Annotated in this window: 19 protein-coding genes and 1 tRNA gene; 7 read left to right on the top strand and 13 right to left on the bottom strand. The window is 62.7% G+C overall.

Translation table 11 applies throughout. The features are described 5' to 3' along the window. Window positions 1-5 precede the first annotated feature (5 nt). The 5 genes from lptB to QM694_RS15935 all read right to left on the bottom strand — a co-directional run bounded on the left by lptB (window position 6) and on the right by QM694_RS15935 (window position 2689). Window positions 6-758, bottom strand: coding sequence for an LPS export ABC transporter ATP-binding protein (gene lptB / locus QM694_RS15955; RefSeq protein WP_415007910.1), 753 nt, complete (start codon window positions 756-758; stop codon window positions 6-8). Window positions 759-803: 45 nt separating this feature from the next. Further along, a complete protein-coding gene (locus QM694_RS15950; RefSeq protein WP_415007909.1) occupies window positions 804-1337 on the bottom strand; it encodes an LptA/OstA family protein in 534 nt (177 codons plus the stop codon). Continuing rightward, window positions 1334-1984, bottom strand: coding sequence for an LPS export ABC transporter periplasmic protein LptC (gene lptC / locus QM694_RS15945; RefSeq protein ID WP_415007908.1), 651 nt, complete (start codon window positions 1982-1984; stop codon window positions 1334-1336). The genes QM694_RS15950 and lptC overlap by 4 nt, the downstream gene beginning before the upstream one ends. Continuing rightward, on the bottom strand, window positions 1968-2579 hold the full coding sequence (locus QM694_RS15940; protein WP_415007907.1) for a ribonuclease D: 612 nt from the start codon (window positions 2577-2579) through the stop codon (window positions 1968-1970). The genes lptC and QM694_RS15940 overlap by 17 nt, the downstream gene beginning before the upstream one ends. Window positions 2580-2604: 25 nt before the next feature. Further along, window positions 2605-2689: transfer RNA gene (locus tag QM694_RS15935), tRNA-Leu, on the bottom strand. Between the two features lie 145 nt (window positions 2690-2834). On the opposite strand from QM694_RS15935, the gene QM694_RS15930 reads away from it, so the two are divergent. Next, window positions 2835-3815: a complex I NDUFA9 subunit family protein gene (locus QM694_RS15930; RefSeq protein WP_415007906.1), complete on the top strand. Its 981-nt coding sequence runs from the start codon at window positions 2835-2837 to the stop codon at window positions 3813-3815. Here QM694_RS15930 and QM694_RS15925 read toward each other — a convergent pair. Then, a complete protein-coding gene (locus QM694_RS15925; RefSeq protein ID WP_415007905.1) occupies window positions 3782-4603 on the bottom strand; it encodes an undecaprenyl-diphosphate phosphatase in 822 nt (273 codons plus the stop codon). The genes QM694_RS15930 and QM694_RS15925 overlap by 34 nt on opposite strands. A gap of 134 nt (window positions 4604-4737) precedes the next feature. Between QM694_RS15925 and QM694_RS15920 the strand changes: the two genes are divergently transcribed. Genes QM694_RS15920 through QM694_RS15910 form a run of 3 tightly spaced genes read left to right on the top strand, consistent with a single transcriptional unit; the run spans window position 4738 to window position 7395 of the window. Next, window positions 4738-5421, top strand: a complete 684-nt coding sequence (locus tag QM694_RS15920) for a glutathione S-transferase family protein (protein ID WP_415007904.1) — start codon at window positions 4738-4740, stop codon at window positions 5419-5421. A 4-nt stretch (window positions 5422-5425) separates the two neighbouring features. Beyond that, window positions 5426-6538, top strand: a complete 1113-nt coding sequence (gene queG, locus QM694_RS15915; RefSeq protein ID WP_415007903.1) for a tRNA epoxyqueuosine(34) reductase QueG — start codon at window positions 5426-5428, stop codon at window positions 6536-6538. Beyond that, a complete protein-coding gene (locus tag QM694_RS15910; RefSeq protein WP_415007902.1) occupies window positions 6535-7395 on the top strand; it encodes an SDR family oxidoreductase in 861 nt (286 codons plus the stop codon). Before queG ends, QM694_RS15910 begins: the two co-directional genes overlap by 4 nt. On the opposite strand, the gene QM694_RS15905 is transcribed toward QM694_RS15910, so the two are convergent. Continuing rightward, window positions 7385-8179 carry an alpha/beta hydrolase gene (locus QM694_RS15905; RefSeq protein ID WP_415007901.1) on the bottom strand — a complete coding sequence of 265 codons (795 nt, stop codon included), beginning with the start codon at window positions 8177-8179 and terminating at the stop codon, window positions 7385-7387. The genes QM694_RS15910 and QM694_RS15905 overlap by 11 nt on opposite strands. A 137-nt stretch (window positions 8180-8316) precedes the next feature. Here QM694_RS15905 and QM694_RS15900 point away from each other — a divergent pair, with 137 nt between their 5' ends. Genes QM694_RS15900 through QM694_RS15890 form a run of 3 tightly spaced genes read left to right on the top strand, consistent with a single transcriptional unit; the run spans window position 8317 to window position 11503 of the window. Beyond that, a complete protein-coding gene (locus tag QM694_RS15900) occupies window positions 8317-9594 on the top strand; it encodes an efflux RND transporter periplasmic adaptor subunit (RefSeq protein ID WP_415007900.1) in 1278 nt (425 codons plus the stop codon). Then, window positions 9591-10295 (top strand): ABC transporter ATP-binding protein, encoded by a 705-nt coding sequence (locus tag QM694_RS15895; protein WP_415007899.1) that lies wholly within the window; start codon window positions 9591-9593, stop codon window positions 10293-10295. The genes QM694_RS15900 and QM694_RS15895 overlap by 4 nt, the downstream gene beginning before the upstream one ends. Continuing rightward, window positions 10295-11503 carry an ABC transporter permease gene (locus tag QM694_RS15890; protein ID WP_415007898.1) on the top strand — a complete coding sequence of 403 codons (1209 nt, stop codon included), beginning with the start codon at window positions 10295-10297 and terminating at the stop codon, window positions 11501-11503. The genes QM694_RS15895 and QM694_RS15890 overlap by 1 nt, the downstream gene beginning before the upstream one ends. Here the strand turns inward: QM694_RS15890 and QM694_RS15885 are convergent, their stop codons facing one another. The 6 genes from QM694_RS15885 to QM694_RS15860 all read right to left on the bottom strand — a co-directional run bounded on the left by QM694_RS15885 (window position 11504) and on the right by QM694_RS15860 (window position 17499). Further along, on the bottom strand, window positions 11504-12700 hold the full coding sequence (locus tag QM694_RS15885) for a lytic murein transglycosylase (protein WP_415007897.1): 1197 nt from the start codon (window positions 12698-12700) through the stop codon (window positions 11504-11506). 39 nt (window positions 12701-12739) lie between these two features. Continuing rightward, window positions 12740-14410 carry a SulP family inorganic anion transporter gene (locus tag QM694_RS15880; RefSeq protein ID WP_415007896.1) on the bottom strand — a complete coding sequence of 557 codons (1671 nt, stop codon included), beginning with the start codon at window positions 14408-14410 and terminating at the stop codon, window positions 12740-12742. Window positions 14411-14523: 113 nt separating this feature from the next. Beyond that, complete coding sequence (locus QM694_RS15875) at window positions 14524-14865, bottom strand: plastocyanin/azurin family copper-binding protein (RefSeq protein WP_415007895.1); 342 nt, start codon at window positions 14863-14865, stop codon at window positions 14524-14526. 4 nt (window positions 14866-14869) lie between these two features. Then, entirely contained in the window at window positions 14870-15520 is a 651-nt protein-coding gene (locus QM694_RS15870; RefSeq protein ID WP_415007894.1) for a hypothetical protein, read from the bottom strand. A gap of 147 nt (window positions 15521-15667) precedes the next feature. Further along, on the bottom strand, window positions 15668-16363 hold the full coding sequence (gene hisG, locus QM694_RS15865; RefSeq protein ID WP_415007893.1) for an ATP phosphoribosyltransferase: 696 nt from the start codon (window positions 16361-16363) through the stop codon (window positions 15668-15670). Further along, window positions 16360-17499, bottom strand: coding sequence for an ATP phosphoribosyltransferase regulatory subunit (locus QM694_RS15860; RefSeq protein WP_415007892.1), 1140 nt, complete (start codon window positions 17497-17499; stop codon window positions 16360-16362). The genes hisG and QM694_RS15860 overlap by 4 nt, the downstream gene beginning before the upstream one ends. Window positions 17500-17546: the final 47 nt, after the last annotated feature.

Here is a 17546-nt window from a genome sequence, read left to right as displayed (position 1 = left end):
CGATGCTACAGGCTGAAGTCCGCGCCGAGATAATAGCGCCGGACATCCGCGTTGTTGACGATCGCATCTGGCGTACCCTGGGTCAGGACCTTGCCCTCATGGATGATGAGGGCCGTGTCGATGAGATCGAGGGTTTCGCGCACATTGTGATCCGTAATAAGCACCCCGATTCCCCGAGCGGTGAGCTGTCGCACCAGCTTGCGAATATCACCGATCGCAATCGGATCAATTCCGGCGAAGGGTTCGTCGAGAAGCATGAAGCGGGGATTGGCCGCGAGGGCGCGGGCGATTTCAACACGGCGGCGTTCGCCCCCAGAGAGCGCAACAGCCGGCGAATTCCGGATATGGGCGATCGAAAACTCATCGAGCAACTCACGCAACTGACTTTCGCGCTTTGACTTGCTGGACTCGACGAGTTCAAGCACGGCGCGAATATTTTCTTCCACCGTGAGGCCGCGGAAAATCGAGCTTTCCTGCGGAAGATATCCGATCCCCAGCCTTGCCCGCTGATACATGGGCAGGTGGGTGATATCCGCGCCGTCCAGGCCGATCATCCCGTCGTCGGCGGCAATCAGCCCGATGATCATATAGAACACCGTCGTCTTGCCGGCACCATTGGGCCCTAGAAGGCCCACGGCTTCACCGCGCTTCACGGACAGCGAGACGCCCCTGACGACCGGCCTCCGCTTGTAGGTCTTGGTCAGACCCTCCGCCACGAGGCCGTCATGGCTTGCCGTCACTGCACCGTTCTGCGTCACCTGAGTTACCGCCAAATAGGTTTAAATATATCTAAAGCGAGAGGATCACTTGGGAACGAAGCTGCCTTTGACGCGGCCGCCCGTCATTTCCATCTGGTTGGTGTCGAGATTGGCATGGAGATGCTGGCCCTTCAGCACCGTCTGGCCCTGCACCACCGTGACGTTGCCCATCACTTCGAGAATGTTGGTCTGCACCTCGAGGGTGCCGGAATCGCCAGTGATTTTTTCCTTGGGGTTGGTGATCACCACATTGCCGCTGAAATCCAGATGATCCGCCTGGGTCTTGGTGGTCCCGTCGGGCTGTTTGGCGTCGGAATATTTCACCTGCAGCTTGTCGGCGTTGAGCGTGGTGTCGCCCCGCTTGGCGATCACATGGCCGGTGAAGATGGCAATCTTGTCCTTGTCGTGAATGACCGTCGAATCCGACTCGATATCAACCGGCAGATCCGGCTTCGTCTTCTTGTCCGTGGTGGTGGTTGTCGTCGTGGTTTTTGCGGGCGTGGCGGGCGCTGTTTCGGGCCAGGCGGGCAGCGCCAGCAGGGCCAGCGCGGGGAGCGCCCATAAAATCTGCCTTCTCATTGGATACTGTCTCCTTTTGCGGGCGGCCCCCCGAAATGCGTCTTCACGCCATTCAAGAACAGAATATCGTCGCCGTCATTGGTTATTTCCATCCCGTTGGCGCGCACGATCATGTCATTCGATGTCACCACCACGGGCACGTTCGAGGTCAGCTTCTGCTCCTTGAGATAAACCTTGGCGGTGTCCATTTTTGCCGTCGTCCCATCGCCCCGGACAATCACGACGTTTCCGGCAAGATCAGCCTGTTTGGTGTCGCTGTTATAGACAGCCGTATCTGATACCACAGTTGAAGGATTGGCATTCGCCTGATTGAGGACCGCCTTCATGGTTTTCATGTGGATGATCGAGGTGTTGGCGGGGTCCTGCCAGGCGTGGGTGGCGGTGACCTTGTAGGGCTGGTCCTTGCTATCCCGCCCGGTAATGACGGAATTGTCCGAGGTGATCTTGTCCGGATTGTCGATAGTGGGCGGAGCGGGCGGCGTGGCCGGCACCAGATAGGCAAACAGGCCCGCCTGCAGCACGAAGACGGCGGCAAACCCCGCCACAGCGGCGATGCTGATCCAAGTGAGAATGGGCGCGATGCGCGCCCGCAGAACAGCCTGCCGGATAGCGCCCGTGCTTGTGTCTGCTTCAGTGTGCGAAGACATCGTCCTCGGTCCAGCCACCGAGGTCGAGCGCGGCGCGCACGGGAATGAAATCGAAACAGGCCCGCGCCAGGGCGGTTCTGCCCTCGCGCTCCAGCATCTGGTCAAGCCTGGCTTTCAACTCGTGAAGATAAAGCACGTCCTGCGCGGCATATTGCTTCTGGGCATCGGACAGCACATGGGCGCCCCAGTCGGAGCTCTGCTGCTGCTTGTTCAATTCGATGCCCAGCAATTCCTTCACCAGATCCTTGAGCCCGTGGCGGTCGGTGTAGGTGCGGGTGAGCTTGGAGGCGAGTTTGGTGCAATAGAGCGGCGCCGTGTCGACCTCCAGATATTGCTTCATCACAGCCACGTCGAAGCGGGCGAAGTGGAAAATCTTCATGACCTTCGGGTCAGTCAGCAAGGCCTTGAGATTGGGGCAATCGTAAGACGCGCGGTCCACCTGAACCAGGTGCGCATTGCCGTCGCCGGAGGAAAGCTGCACAAGGCACAGCTTGTCGCGGCGCGGGATCAACCCCAGGGTTTCAGTGTCAATCGCAACGGCCGGGCCGAGGTCCAGTCCGGCGGGCAGGTCGCCCTTGTAGAGCTTGATGGCCATGATCCCTGCCGTCCGTTACAGTATTTGGTGCCCTGAAGAGGACTCGAACCTCCACGACTCTCATCGCTAGTACCTGAAACTAGTGCGTCTACCAATTCCGCCATCAGGGCAACGGGGCGTCTCATAGGGGGCTGGCCCCTCGATTGTCAACCCAAGGCGGGCACCCCGGGCCAAACCCCGCGCCGTTTTGCGCCTTTGCAAGGCGGCAGGCCACGGCTAAAAGCCAGACATTCCCGGCAACAAGGACGGCATCCCGTGACGCAACAGGCTTCCGACAGGCTCATCACCATCATCGGCGGATCAGGGTTCGTTGGCCGCCATGTGGTCAGGTCCCTTGCCCGCCGGGGCTACCGTATCCGCGTTGCCTGCCGGAGGCCTGATCTGGCGGGCCATCTGCAGCCTCTGGGCACGGTGGGGCAGATCATGCCGGTGCAGGCCAATGTCCGCTATCCCGCCTCACTCGCCGCCGCCTGCGAGGGTGCCTATGCCGTCATCAATCTGGCAGGCGTGCTCTATTCCGCAGGCGCCCAGAGCTTTGACGCCGTGCATGTGTTCGGCGCTGAAGCCTCCGCCAAGGCCGCCAAGGCGGCGGGTGCACGGATGTTCATCCAGATGTCGTCGATTGGTGCCTCGCCTGAGTCCGCCAGCGATTACGCAAAATCCAAGGCCGAGGGTGAGATGCGCGCCAAGGCGGCCTTCCCCGGCACCATGGTCATCCGCCCTTCGGTGGTGTTCGGGCCGGAAGATGATTTCTTCAACCGCTTTGCCGCCATGAGCCGCTTTGCCCCCGCCCTGCCGCTGATTGGCGGCGGCAAGACCCTGTTCCAGCCGGTCTTCGCAGGCGATGTGGGCGAGGCGATCGTGCGGCTTCTCGACCGTGGCATTCCGGATGGCCGCACCTATGAGCTGGGCGGCCCGGATGTGCTGAGCTTCAAGCAGCTCATGACCTTCATCCTCGACACGGTGGAGCGCAAGCGCCTGCTCATCCCGGTGCCATGGGCCGTGGCCAAGGTGCAGGGCATGTTGCTGGGCCTGCTGCCCAAGCCGCTGCTCACCTCGGACCAGGTTCAATCGCTCAGGTCAGACAATGTGGTGAGCGAAGAGGCAAGGCGTGAGCGGCGCACGCTGGAAGGCCTGGGCATCACCGCGTCCGGCATCGAGGCTATCGTGCCCGCCTATCTCTACCGCTTCCGCAAGGCCGGTCAGTTCACCGCGCCCAAGGGCGTGCCGGAATAAATCAGCCCCAGCAGCACCGCGCCCAAGAGGATGCGATAGGCCGCGAAGGGCAGGAAGCTGATGCGGCGGATCAGCTGCATGAGAATGGTGATCGTCCCGAGCGCCACGAAAAACGTGAGAATGGTGCAAAAAATGGCGGCGGCTGAAATCGGCTCATGTTTCGCCACGGCTTTTCCGACCACATAAAAAGATGCTGCCGCATTGGCGGGAATGCCGCAGAGGAATGAGAAGCGCGCCGCTTCCGAGCGGATGAACCCCAGCCCGCGGCCCGCTGTCATGGTGATGCCGGAGCGGCTGGTGCCGGGGCTCAGGGCCAGCGCCTGCGCCGAACCGATGATCAACGAAGTCTTCCAGTTCATGTCCGACATCTTGCGGACGGCCAGGCCATAGGCGTCGCACACGTAAAGCAGCGCGCCAAACACGATGGCGTTGATGGCGATCAGCGTGGGGCTGCGGAAATGATCGATGAGATGCGTGGCTTCGAGAATGAAGCCGATGATGACGATGGGCACGGTGGCGATGGCCACATTCACCATCAGGCGAGAGCTGGCGCTGTGCTGGCCGCGCGCCGCATCCACAAGGCCGTGCAGGATCGACAGCACGTCACGCCAGAAATAGACGACCAGCGCCCCCAGCGTGCCGAAATTGGTCATCGCATCGAAGAGCTTGCCCTGATCCGGCCAGCCGGTGAGATAGGGGACCAGAATATTGTGGCCCTCGGAGGAGATCGGCAGGAATTCGGTGATGCCTTGCACAAGGGCCAGGACAATGATCTGCACGAAAGACATGAAGGAAGTGCTCCGGGGCGAATCGCTTGCTGCAATGGCGAACGGGTTTTATACGGCGGATTCACCCGGAGCAATTAAAGCAGAAGCCCCGCTCCGGCCATGACAAAAAGTTCATTGCGTATGTTCCGGAGACCATGGCCACACTCATCCACTTCGCCCTCGATCCCTTCGGACGCCGGATGCGGCTGGCGCTGGCCGAATATGGCGGCGGCGCCGAACTGATCGAGGAGCAGCCTTGGGCGCCCTCCGCCGACATCTTCCAGCTCAATCCGGCGGGCACCCTGCCGATCTTCATGGAAGACAGCAGCACGGCGATCTGCGGCGTGGAAGCGATCGGCGAATATCTGGAAGAGACGCGCAGCGAAAAGACAAAACTTATTCCCGGCGATGTTTATGAGCGCGCCGAAGTGCGCCGCCTCGTCGGCTGGTTCGACACCAAATTCTACGCCGAAGTGACCGAGCCGGTTCTCACTGAAAAGGTGATCCGCCGCTTCCTGAGGCGCGAGGATGGCGGCGGCGCGCCTGATATGGGGCGGGTGCGCATGGCCGCAACACAGCTTCGCAATCACCTCGATTATATCGGCCACATCACCGATCACCGCATCTGGATGGCGGGCGAAGACCTCTCCCTCGCCGATCTGGCGGCGGCGGCGCATCTGTCGGTCGTCGATTATTTCGGCGACATTCCGTGGGCGGATTATCCCGTCGCCAAATCCTGGTATCAGCGCATCAAGTCGAGGCCGTCGTTCCGCACGCTGCTGGCCGATCAGGTGCGCGGGCTTCCGCCCTCCGCCATCTACCCCGATCTCGATTTCTGAGGCGATGGCCTTCACCCGCGAGGCCCTGAACGCCCGCGCCCGCGCCGAAGGCTTTGACGATGTGCGAGTGGCCCGCGATCTGGGCGATCCCGCGCAGGGCGAGCGCCTTCATCAATTCCTGGGCGATGGCCATCACGGCACAATGACATGGCTCGATGACACGAAAGACCGCCGTATCCACCCTCAAGCCATGTGGGCGGAGGCCAAAAGCGCCATCGTGCTGGCGGTGAATTACGGCCCCGACGCCGATCCGCTGGCGAGGCTTGCGCGCAAGGACACGGGCGTGATCTCGGTCTATGCGCTCAACCGTGATTATCATGACATCCTGAAAGGCGGCTTGAAGCGGCTGGCCCAGTGGTTCGCGCATGAAACGGGAGCGGATGTGAAGGTGTTCGTCGATACAGCGCCCCTGATGGAGAAGCCCCTCGCGGCGCGCGCCGGGCTGGGTTGGCAGGGCAAGCACACCAATCTCGTGTCGCGGCGGCTGGGATCATGGTTCTTCATCGGCAGCATCCTCACCACTGCCGACCTTGCGCCCGATGAACCCGAGAGCGATCATTGCGGAAGCTGCCAGGCCTGCCTCGACATCTGCCCGACGCACGCGTTCCCCGCCTCCTACCGCCTCGATGCACGGCGCTGCATTTCCTATCTGACCATCGAATATGCGGGGCATATCGCGCCTGAATTCCGCGTGCCGATGGGCAACCGCATCTATGGCTGCGATGATTGCCTGGCGGTGTGCCCGTGGAACAAGTTCGCCCACACTGCCTCTGAAGCCAAGCTCAAGGCGCGGGACGATCTCATGGCGCCTGCCCTGTCTGAACTTTTGGCACTCGACGATGCAAAATTCCGGACACTGTTTTCGGGCTCGCCCATCAAGCGCACGGGGCGCGACCGCTTCATCCGCAATTGCCTGATCGCAGCGGGCAACAGTGGCGATCCTTCGCTGTTGCCCGTTATCGAACCCTTGTTGAGTGATCCGGCACCGGTCGTGCGGGCCATGGCGGTCTGGGCTTCGCGTCAGCTCGCCGATGCGCAATATGCGCAAAGCCTGCGAAGCCGCTTTGTGGAAACCGAACTGGATGCCGATGTAAGAGCCGAATGGAGCGCGGCATGAATCATTTGCTCTGCTTCGGCATGGGATTTTCCGGCAAGGCGCTGGCGTCACGGCTGAAGAGCACGGGCTGGACAATCACCGGCACCAGCCGTAGCGCCGAAGGGGCCGCGGCGATTGCGGCGGCGGGTTACAAGACCCTGGTTTTCGACGGCAGCGCCCCGTTGCCGTCCGCCATGTTTGACGGCGTGACCCACGTGGTCATCTCGGTGCCCCCCGATAGTGGCGGCGATCCTGTTCTTCATCGGCACACGGATGATTTTGCAAATCGTGCCGGCCAGTTCGCGTGGGTGGGCTATCTCTCCACCACCGGCGTATATGGCGATCATGGCGGGGATTGGGTGACGGAAGAGACGCCTCTCACTCCCAATACCGAACGTGGCGCCAAGCGGCTCGCCGCCGAAACGGCATGGCTGAACATTCCCGGGTTGCCGCTTCAGATTTTCCGTCTGGCGGGAATTTATGGGCCGGGCCGCAATCAGCTCCTCCCGGTTCTCGATGGCACGGCGAAGCGCATCGTGAAGGAAGGCCAGGTGTTCAGCCGCATCCATGTGGATGACATTGCCGAAACCCTGTGCGCTTCCATGGTGAAGCCCGCGCCGGGCCGCGCCTATAATGTCTGCGATGATCTCCCCGCCCCGCCGCAGGATGTGGTTGAATACGCGGCAGAGCTTCTGGGCCTGCCGCCGCCGCCCGGGATTCCGTTCGAGGAGGCCCAGCTTTCGCCGATGGCGCGGAGCTTTTATGCCGATTCGAAGCGCGTCTCGAATGCGCGGATCAAGCGCGAGCTCGGCGTGAAGCTACGCTATCCCACCTACCGCGAAGGACTTGCGGCGCTGGCGAAAGAGATCAAACGCTGATTCCGTCGGCGCGTTCGGCGAGGCGCAGCACCGTCTCGCGGATCAGCGCCAGCTGGCCCGGCTGCGACAGGCGGTGATCGCCGCCCTTGATCAGCGTCAGCGTCACATCGCTTCCTCTCAGCATGCCAAAGGTCTTCACCGCATGAGCCGCCGGGACATCGGGATCGGCATCACCCTGCAGAATGCGCACCGGGCACGGGCAGGCAAGGCCCTCTGCCATCATCAGATGCTTCTGCCCGTCATCCAGCAGTTTCGCGGTGATGGAATAGGGTTCGCCATAGGCCGATGGCCGTTGATAGACGCCGGTCTTCTTCAGTTTCGCCCTGTCGTCCTCGCTCAGGCTTGGCCACATCAGCGCCTGCGTCATGTCGGTGGCGGGCGCGATAAGAACGAGGCCTGCGATGCGTTTGGCGGTGGCCACATCTTCCGCCAGCAGGCGTTTCAGCAGCAGCAGCGTCAGCCAGCCGCCCATGCTGGATCCAACGACGATCCTGCGGCCACCCGCCTTATGGGTGAACATGTGCTGCGCCTGATCGAGCCAGGCCGAGATTGTGCCATCGACAAAGAGCCCGCCTGACTGGCCGTGGCCGGAATAGTCGAAACGGAATGATGGCCGCCGTGTGTCGCGCGCCAGCGCGGCCAGCGTTTCCGCTTTGGCGCCCTCCATGTCGGACTTGAATCCGCCGAGCCAGAAGAAGCCGGTCTTGGCGGGATTGAGGCCGCCATCCTCGCGAAAGGCAAGGCGCGTGCCGTCGGGAGCCGTTTCGAATTGCAGGGTTGTCATGGTGAATCAGTGTAAAGGACTGCGGCACAATAGCGGCAGAGAGCCCCCTGCTGCCAGCCACATTTCGCGCCTATATTGCGACGGAATGGACGGGATTCCCCGTCTTGTTCCCGTCAACCCGTTTGCGCGCGAGAAAGATGAATATTCAAACCGTTCCGGCACCGAAGGAGATCGAGAAGGCCTTAGGCCTGAATGGCGCCCACAGGCGGCGCGTGTGGCTGCGCCGGGCGCTCTGGCTTCTGGTTGCGCTGGCGCTGCTGGCGGGCGGGTTCTGGTGGTACCAGCACCGGCAGTCGGCGCAAACGGCCATCAGCTATACAACGCAGCCCGCCCAGCGCACCGACCTTGTGGTGCAGGTGCAGGCGACCGGCAATATCCAGCCGACCACGCAGGTGGATGTGTCGAGTGAGATGTCAGGCGTTATCCGCGTAGTGAACGTCGACAACAACAGCCTCGTCAAGAAGGGCGATGTGCTGGCCGAACTCGACACCGTAAAATCGCAGGCGCAGCTCGAGCGTACCAGGGCTTCTCTTGCCTCGGCCCAAGCGCGCGTCGCCACGGCGCAGGCCACCGTCGAAGAAATGAACGTCGCCCTCGCACGCACGCAGGCGCTCCGCGACAAGGGCGTGTCCTCCGCTCAGGTGTTCGATACGGCCAAAGCCGCCGCCGACCGCGCCACTGCGGCGCTTGCGGAAGCAAAGGCCGATGCGGCCGTGGCGGAAGCCGATGTAAAATTGCAGCAGACCGATCTCGACAAGTCGCGCATCCTCTCGCCCGTCGACGGTATCGTGCTGAAACGCTCGGCTGAGCCGGGGCAGACGGTTGCCTCGTCGTTGCAGGCCCCGGTGCTTTTCACGCTCGCAGAAGACCTGCGCCGCATGCAGGTGGAGGCCAATGTAGACGAGGCCGACATCGGCTCCGTGAAGACCGGACAGAAAGCCTCCTTCACGGTGGACGCCTATCCGGGCCGCGCCTTCCCGGCGGAAATCCAGACCATCGAGTTCTCGCCGCAGACCACAGACAATGTGGTGACCTATACGGCGATCCTCACGGTGGACAATCAGGACCTCTCGCTCCGTCCCGGCATGACGGCCACCGCCAATATCACGGTGCAGGATATTCCCGATGCCCTCACAGTGCCCAATGCGGCTCTGCGCTACCAGCCGCCACAAGCCGAAAAAGCCCAGGGCTTCAGCATCACCTCGATCTTCATGCCACGCATGCCGCGCTTCGAAAAGAGCGCCAACAAGCCGATCACCAATGGCGAGCGAACGCTCTATGTGCTCGAAAACGGCAAGGCCAAGGCAGTCTCCGTCAAGACGGGGGCCACCAACGGGCAGCTCACGGAAATCGTTTCCGGTGATCTCAAGGAAGGCGACCAGGTGATCGTCTCCTCCAAGTCGGGCGGCTCGTGAACAGGAACGTTCCTCTCGTCGAATTCCAGGGCATCCAGCGCCTCTATGGCGAGGGCGAAGGGTTGGTGCGCGCGCTGGCTGGTGTTGACCTGCATATCTTTCCAAGCGAGTTCGTGGCGATCATGGGGCCTTCGGGTTCCGGCAAATCCACCGCCATGAACATCATCGGCTGCCTCGACCGCCCGACGCATGGCCGCTATCTCTTCAACGGCGTCGATGTGACGGGCCTCGGCCACGACCAGCTGGCGCTGCTCCGGCGCACCTATCTGGGCTTCGTGTTCCAGGGCTATAATCTTCTGGCGCGCACCACGGCGGTTGAAAATGTCGAGCTGCCGCTCGTCTATCGGGGCATGGCGCGCGAGGAGCGGCGCGAGCGCTCCATCGCAGCACTCCGGCAAGTGGGGCTTGCGGGACGGGAAGACCACACGCCCGCTCAGCTTTCCGGCGGCCAGCAGCAGCGCGTGGCGATTGCCCGCGCCATCGTCTCCGATCCTTTGCTTCTCCTCGCCGACGAGCCGACCGGCAATCTCGATTCGGCGAGAAGCCAGGAAATCATGGAACTGCTCACCCATCTCAACACCGCCAACGGTCTCACCGTGGTGATGGTGACGCATGAGCCCGACATGGCCGCCTATGCGGGCCGCAACATCCACTTCCTCGACGGCCGCATCGAAAGCGACTCATTGAAGAGGGCCGCCTGATGGTGTGGGAAGCCGTCAAGCTGGCGCTCAGGTCGGTGACGCGCAATGCGCTCCGTTCCTTCCTCACCCTGCTCGGCATCGTGATCGGCGTCGCCGCCGTGATCGCCATGGTCACCATCGGGTCCGGCACGTCTCAGAAGGTGCAGAGTTCGCTCTCGGCACTTGGCAGCAACATGCTGATCGCGAGGCCTGGCGCCAACACCTTCGGGCCTCCCACGGGAAGCGATGCGCGCTCCTTCGAGGAGAAAAACGTCACCGCGCTCCGGGCCAATCTCACAGGCGTGCGCGGCATTGCGCCCTCCTCGCAGAAATTGGCCGTCGTGGTGTTCGGCGCGCAGAATTTCGAGACGACGATCACCGGCACCGATTCCGATTTCTTCACGGTGCAGGATTGGACCCTCACCGAGGGCCGCCCCTTCAGTGACAGCGAAATCCGTTCCGGCGCGTCGGTCTGCGTGGTGGGCGAAACCATCCGCACGACATTGTTCGGCTCGCTTGATCCGGTGGGACAGCAATTGCGCGTCGGCAATTTCTCCTGCCTCATCATCGGGCTTCTGGCGCCAAAGGGGCAATCGGCCTTTGGCAGCGACCAGGATTCAACCGTCATCATGCCGATGCGCACCTATCAGCGGCGGCTGGCCGGCAACACGCGCATCTCAACGATCTCGATTTCCGTCACCGAGCAGAGCGATATTCCCAATGTGCAGGCGGCGGCGGAGCAGATTCTCCGCGAACAGCGCCGCATCGGCCCCAATGACGAAGACAATTTCACCGTGCGCGACATGACTCAGATCGCCAGCACGCTGGCCTCGACATCCACGGTGATGACGGGATTACTGGGCGCGGTCGCGGCCGTCAGCCTGCTGGTCGGCGGTATCGGCATCATGAACATCATGCTGGTGTCGGTGACAGAGCGCACGCGCGAGATCGGCATCCGCCTCGCCATCGGCGCGCTGGAAGGCCAGGTGCTCACGCAGTTCCTCGTCGAGTCGATCGTCCTGTCGCTTCTGGGCGGGATCATCGGCATCCTGACGGGCCTCGCCATCGCCGGCGCCGCCTCGCTCGGCATGGACATTCCCTTTGCGGCGGATATCCGCATCATCGCCCTGGCCTTCATCTTCTCAGGCCTGATCGGCGTGGTGTTCGGTTATTTTCCGGCACGGCGGGCGGCGCGCCTCGATCCCATCGAGGCGCTCCGGCACGAGTGATCAACCGCCGATGGCGCGCAGGAAATCGGCGTCGGGATAGGAGTCGGCGGGCAGGCCCATTTTGATCTGCATGTCCTTCACCGCCGCGCGCGTCGAGGCGCCGGCCTTGCCGTCGATGTCGCCCACGTCATAGCCCTTGCTCACCAGAATCTTCTGCAACTCGATGATCTGCTGATAGGTGAGCGGCGTCACCGTGCCGTTGCCGGGCGACAATTTCGGCGCGCCCGCGATGCGCGTGGCGAGATAGGCGGCGGTCGTCGAGTAGACGAGGCTTTCATTCCACTTGAGATAGGCCGTGGTGAAATTGTCATAGGCCAGGAAAGCCGGCCCCTTGCGGCCCATCGGCAGCAGCAGCGAGGCCGGGAAACTGTCTGACTTGAAGCTGCCCTTCACGCCCCATTTCGCCCATTGCGAGCGGGGATGCTGAATGGCGATATCGGCTTCTTTCCACGGCATGTCGGCGGGAACGCTTACCTCCTGCAGCCACGGCTGGTTCGGCTGCCAGCCATGCTTGATCAGCAGCGCCGCGCTGGAAGCAATCACATCGGGAATGCTCTTGCGCAGGTCGCGCCGCCCGTCGCCGTCATAATCGACGGCGGTTTCATCATATTCCTTGGGCAGGAATTGCGTCTGGCCGATCTCCCCGGCCCACGCCCCGCGCATCTCGGCGGCGGAAAGGTCGCCCTTGCCCACCAGATCAAGGGCGGAGAGAAGCTGCGGGCGGAACTTGTCGGGGCGGCGGCAATCCCAGGCCAACGTCGCCAGAGACTGAATGGTGGGCAGGTCGCCGATGTTGCCGCCATAATCCGTTTCCAGCGCCCAGAAGGCGAGGATCACCGGGGCCGGCACACCATACTGCTTCTGCACGCGATCAAAGATGGGCTTGTATTGCTGCATCATCGCCTTGCCGCGGGTGATGCGGCTGTCCGACACCATCTTGGCCTGAAAGTCGAGGAAGCTCTGGGAAAAAATGCTTTGCGCACGGTCGCGCTTGATGATCGAGGGATCGTAGGAAACGTCATCCAAAGCGGCGATGCCGCGCGCCGAAATTCCCTGTGCCGCCGCTTCCGCTTTGACCTGCTTGATGAAGCCGTCGAAGCCCTTGGCGGAGTTTCCGCAGCTTGCCGCCGCCCACGCCCCTCCTGTCATGCAGAGGATTGCAGCCATGCTGGCAGCCAAAAGCCTGTGGTTCGGCATTCGAAACTCCTGATTCTCCGGTTAGACCCAAAATGAGCGCTATTCGTCTTGCGCGTCAATTTCAAGGCCGTGGCGGATCGCCCTGGCGCAATCGGCAATGGTGTGGCCGTAATGAACGTGAGGTTTCCTGATGCCGTATTTGATGAGATCGCGGCGGACGGAGGCGGGAGCGCCGGTGAGGTACACCACCGCGCCATGCTTGTGCGCCACCTTCAGGAAGCCATGCAGGGAATGGGCGGCGGAGTAATCGACGAAAGGCACCTGCGCCATGTCGAGGATGAAGCCCTTGGGCGGATCGCCGATCCGCTCCAGCGTGGCGGCCACGGTCGAGGCGGCGCCGAAGAAGAACGCGCCGTTGATGTGATGCACCACGATGTCCTTGTCGGCCAGCAGCGCATCGGCCTCGGCGTCCTCGGAGGAATCGGCGGTGTGGTGATGAGTCCTGACCTCCGTCGCCTGCGCCATCCGGTGCATGAACAGCAGCGCCCCCATGGTGACGCCCGCCACGATGCCTTCGGTCAAGTCGCGGAATACGGTAAGCCCGAAGGTGGCGAGCAACACCGCCGCATCGCCCCTCGTGGAGGTGAGGAGCGATTTGAACTCTGCCTTCTCGGCCATGTTCCAGGCGACGACGGCCAGAATGCCTGCTAGCGCGGCGAGCGGGATATAGCCGGCCAGCGGCGCTGCCACGGCCATAAACAGCAGCACGAACAGCGAGTGCAGGATGCCAGAGACGGGGCTCGTTCCGCCGGCGCGGATATTCGTCGCGGTGCGCGCGATGGTGCCGGTGGCGGTGATGCCGCCGAACAGGGCCGATCCGATATTGGCAATGCCTTGCGCCATCAACTCCGTGTTGGAGCGGTGACGCCTGCCGGTCATGCTGTCGGCCACCACGGCGGAGAGCAGCGATTCAATGCTGCCGAGCAGCGCAATCGACAGGGCCGAGGGGATCAGCGCGTGGAATTTTTCCCAGCTGAAGGCGGGCAGCCCCGGGGCCGGCAGCGAGCGCGGGATGCCGCCGAATTTCGACTGGATGGTCTGAACATCCAGTTTCAGGAAAAACACCAACGCTGCGGTGAGCACCACGGCGATCAGAAAGCCCGGCCAGTGCGGCTTCAGCTTGCGCAGGATCACGATGAGCGCGATGGTGAGCACCGCGATACCCGTTGCCTCGATGTTCAGGGTGGGCCGCGCTTCCCACAACGCGATGATCTTGGGGATCAGCGCCGCGGGCTCCGCCCCCGGCAGGCTGAGGCCCAGAAGGTCCTTGATCTGGCTGGCGAAGATGATCACGGCGATGCCCGCCGTGAACCCGACCGTGACGGGATGCGGAACATATTTGATGTAAGTGCCGAGCCTCAACGCGCCAATGGCGAAGATCACCACGCCCGCCATCATGGTGGCCAGCAGCAGCCCGTCATAGCCATACTGGTCGACAATCGAAGCCAGCAGCACGATGAAGGCGCCCGCCGGGCCACCGATCTGGAAGCGGCTGCCGCCCAGGGCCGAGATGATGAAGCCGCCGACGATCGCCGTATAAAGCCCCGCCGCAGGCGTTGCATGGGAGGCGATGGCAATGGCCATGGAGAGCGGCAGGGCGACGATGGCAACGGTGAGGCCTGCCACCGCATCGGCGCGCAGGCGCGAGAGGCTATAGCCTTCACGCAGGGTCGAAAGGGATTTCGGGGCAAAAAAACCGGAATTGGGCATGGAGGAAAACCGTGATGAGAGATCACAGTTTACGCCTTCACTCGCTCAAGGCCAAGAGAGAATGCGGCGCGGAGGTTCCCCCGGGAACCTCCACGTCGCACCCCGAGACCACGCTACGGTATGACCGTCACCGTGGCCTTCATGCTGTTGTGGCGCTTGCAGAAATAGGTGTAGGTGCCGGGCGTCGTGAAGGTGAAGCTGTAAGTGCCGCCCTTCTTGAAGAAGCCGGAATCGAACACCTTGCTTTCCTTTCCCGGCGCGCCCGATGTCACCGAATGCTCAATGTCATCACCATTGGTCCAGGTTACCGTGGTTCCAACCTTCACCTCGAGATTGCCGGGCTGGAACTGGAACAGCTTGATGGTGGCGGCCTGGTCCATGGCGAAGGCGGGCTGGCCAAGAGCCAGAACGCCCAGCACGCCAGCCGCGCCGCCGAGAACCGCGATGCGTCTCATCGCATCAATTCATCGCGAACTTGTCGGGGAACTGCGCGGCGATGGCCTCCGCCAGCGGATCGGCGATCATCTGCATGTGATGCGAGGCTTCGCGGATCTTCTGGTAGGCGAGCGTCTGGTTGTGCGCGGCCTGCGCATCGACCACGTCCTTGAGGCTCAGGATGTGCATCTTCACAAGGCCGGTAACGGCATCCTTGGGCAGGTTGGGATTGGCGGAGTTGAGGAAGGCCGCGAAATCGGCGGCATAGCCCACCAGATCGTCCACCGCCTTTTTCTGCCCCTTCATGGAGCCCTTGGCCTTGGCCATGGTGTAATCCACGAAGAAGCCGATGTGCTTGCGCCACAAGGGCAGGAAGGCCTCGCCCGCCGCATCGCCATAGACGGAGCCAATGGCCTTGGCGATGTCCTGCGAATTGGCATCGAGTGTCGCAGCGGCAGCCTTGAACTCCTTCATGCGGCCGCCCAGTGCCGCACCTGTCGCATCAGCGGCGAGTTCGGCATGTTCGGCGAGCAACTGGTTCAGCGCCACGCGGAGGTCGGAGGCTTTCATCATTTCAGCGGCACCGGCGGACGGTGCGTGCGCAACGGGTGAAAGCCCGCTTGAGGCCAGAAGGGCGGCGAAGGCTGCGGCAGCGAATGAGGCGCGGAATGTCATGAACGTATCTCCCCGGAGGTTTTGCCGGCGCACAGGAGCGTGCGTCCGGTTACAGGGAATACGCGAGGAGCGTCACACGGGACGCAGCCGATTCCATCACTTCAACGTGCGGAAGTTATTTGAAACTCTTGCGCGTGTGTTTCGTAATTAGGCATCCACCACGGCGGCGAGCGCCGCCTTCAGCGCCGCAACGCGGGGGTCAGCTGCCGCCTCCGAGCGCCCCGCCAGAACAGCGGTGGATTTGAGGATCACGCCATCATCGAGAATTTTCAAATGATTGGCGGCCAGCGTCGACCCCGTGGTGGTGATGTCGACGATGATTTCGGCGATGCCTGCGGCGGGCGCACCCTCAGTCGCCCCCAGGCTTTCGACGATGCGATAACCTGTCACGCCTTTTTCGGCGAAAAACCTCCGGGTGAGATTGTGATATTTGGTGGCGGCGCGGAGCCTCCGGCCATGACGGCCATAGAAGCTTTCCGAAACCTCATCGAGATCGGCCATGGATCCCACGTCAAGCCAGCATTGCGGCACCGCCACCACCACATTGGCCGGGCCGAAGCCGAGCCGCACCAGAAGCTCCGTCGACGGATCATCTGGAGCGATCTTCTCGCGCAGCAAATCCTCGCCGGTAATGCCGAGGTCGATCTTGCCGTCACGCAGGTTCTGGGCGATCTCAGACGCCGAGAGGAAGGCGATTTCGATCTCATCAGCGCCGGTCAGACGGCCGCGATAGCCGCGTTCCGATCCCAGCCTCTCGATGCCATAGCCTGCCTTTTCCAGACGTGCGGCGGAGGCGTCCATCAACCGGCCCTTGGAGGGAATGGCAAGGGTGAGCGTGCTCATGCCAGCACCGCCTTCAACCGGTCGGTGTGGATGGCGCAGCCCACGGCGGGGATGGGCTTGGCGGCGCCCATGTCGGACAGGAGATTATCATAGCGCCCGCCGCCCGCCACCGTCACGGGCCCATGCGGCGTATCGGCATCGATCTGGAAGGTGAAGCCGGTATAATATTCAAGCTCGCGCCCGAAGCCCGCCGCGAATGTGAAGCGGCGCGGATTGAGGCCCAGTTCCTCCATCTCGAACAGGCGCCTGGCAAAGGCCCCGCGTGCGGCGGTGAAGCGCGGACCATCGGCAATGCCCGCCAGTTGCGCATCGATCGCGGCTGCTTCGCCAGTGACGGCGAGATAGGCATTGAGGCGATCCGCCTTGGCCTGCGCCAGCGGCGTTTCGCGGCGGTCGGCGGCCTTGGCTTCAAGGCGGGCGGCGATCTCATCCACATCGCGCCCGCCCACCAGCGGCAGATTATGGGCGACGAGTTCAAGTTCGACCAGCGTCTGGGCATCGGTTTCGCCCAGGCGGTCGATCAGAGGTGAAATGCTGGTGCGCCGCAGGGCGCGTTCGGCGCAAAAGCTGTCCAGCAAGACACGGAAGGCCTGCGGCCGCCAGAAATGATGGCGCAGGCGCTGCCGCCAGCGGGCGGGCATGTCGGTGTCATCAAGCAGCGCAGCGAAAAGCCCGAGATCGCCCAGCGTGACGCGCATTTTGGAAAGGCCTGCCGCCTCCAGCGCGCTGATCGTCAGCTTCAGCACGCGCGCTTCGGCAGCGGCGGCATCCGGCGCGGAAAACCATTCAAGGCCGGCTTGCGTGAATTCCTGCGGGCTCAGCCGTTCATCGGGAAAGCGGAAAGCGGGTCCGCAATAGCAATAGCGCGTCTCGGCACTTGCATCGCCCGCATGGCTCAGATGATAGCGGCAGGCGGGCACGGTGAGATCGGGCCTGAGGCAGATTTCAGCGCCGGAAGGATCGGTGAACACAAATGTCCGTGCACGGATGTCCTCGCCAGAGCGTTCAAGGAAAATGTCGGCGGGCTGCAGGATGTCGGGGGCGATGAAATCAAATCCGGCGCGCTCGAACACCGCCATGATGGTGGCGTTCTGCCGTTCCAGCGCCGCGCGCTCGGTGGGTGATTTACCGGGCATTGCAGTTTCTTCCCTCCCCCCTCGCGGGGGAAGGTGGCGCGAAGCGC

This window comes from Aestuariivirga sp., assembly GCF_047602625.1.
Lineage (GTDB): Bacteria > Pseudomonadota > Alphaproteobacteria > Rhizobiales > Aestuariivirgaceae > Aestuariivirga.
The sequence above is the reverse complement of the archived record's forward strand: the minus strand, read 5'-3'. Positions and strand labels throughout refer to the sequence as shown.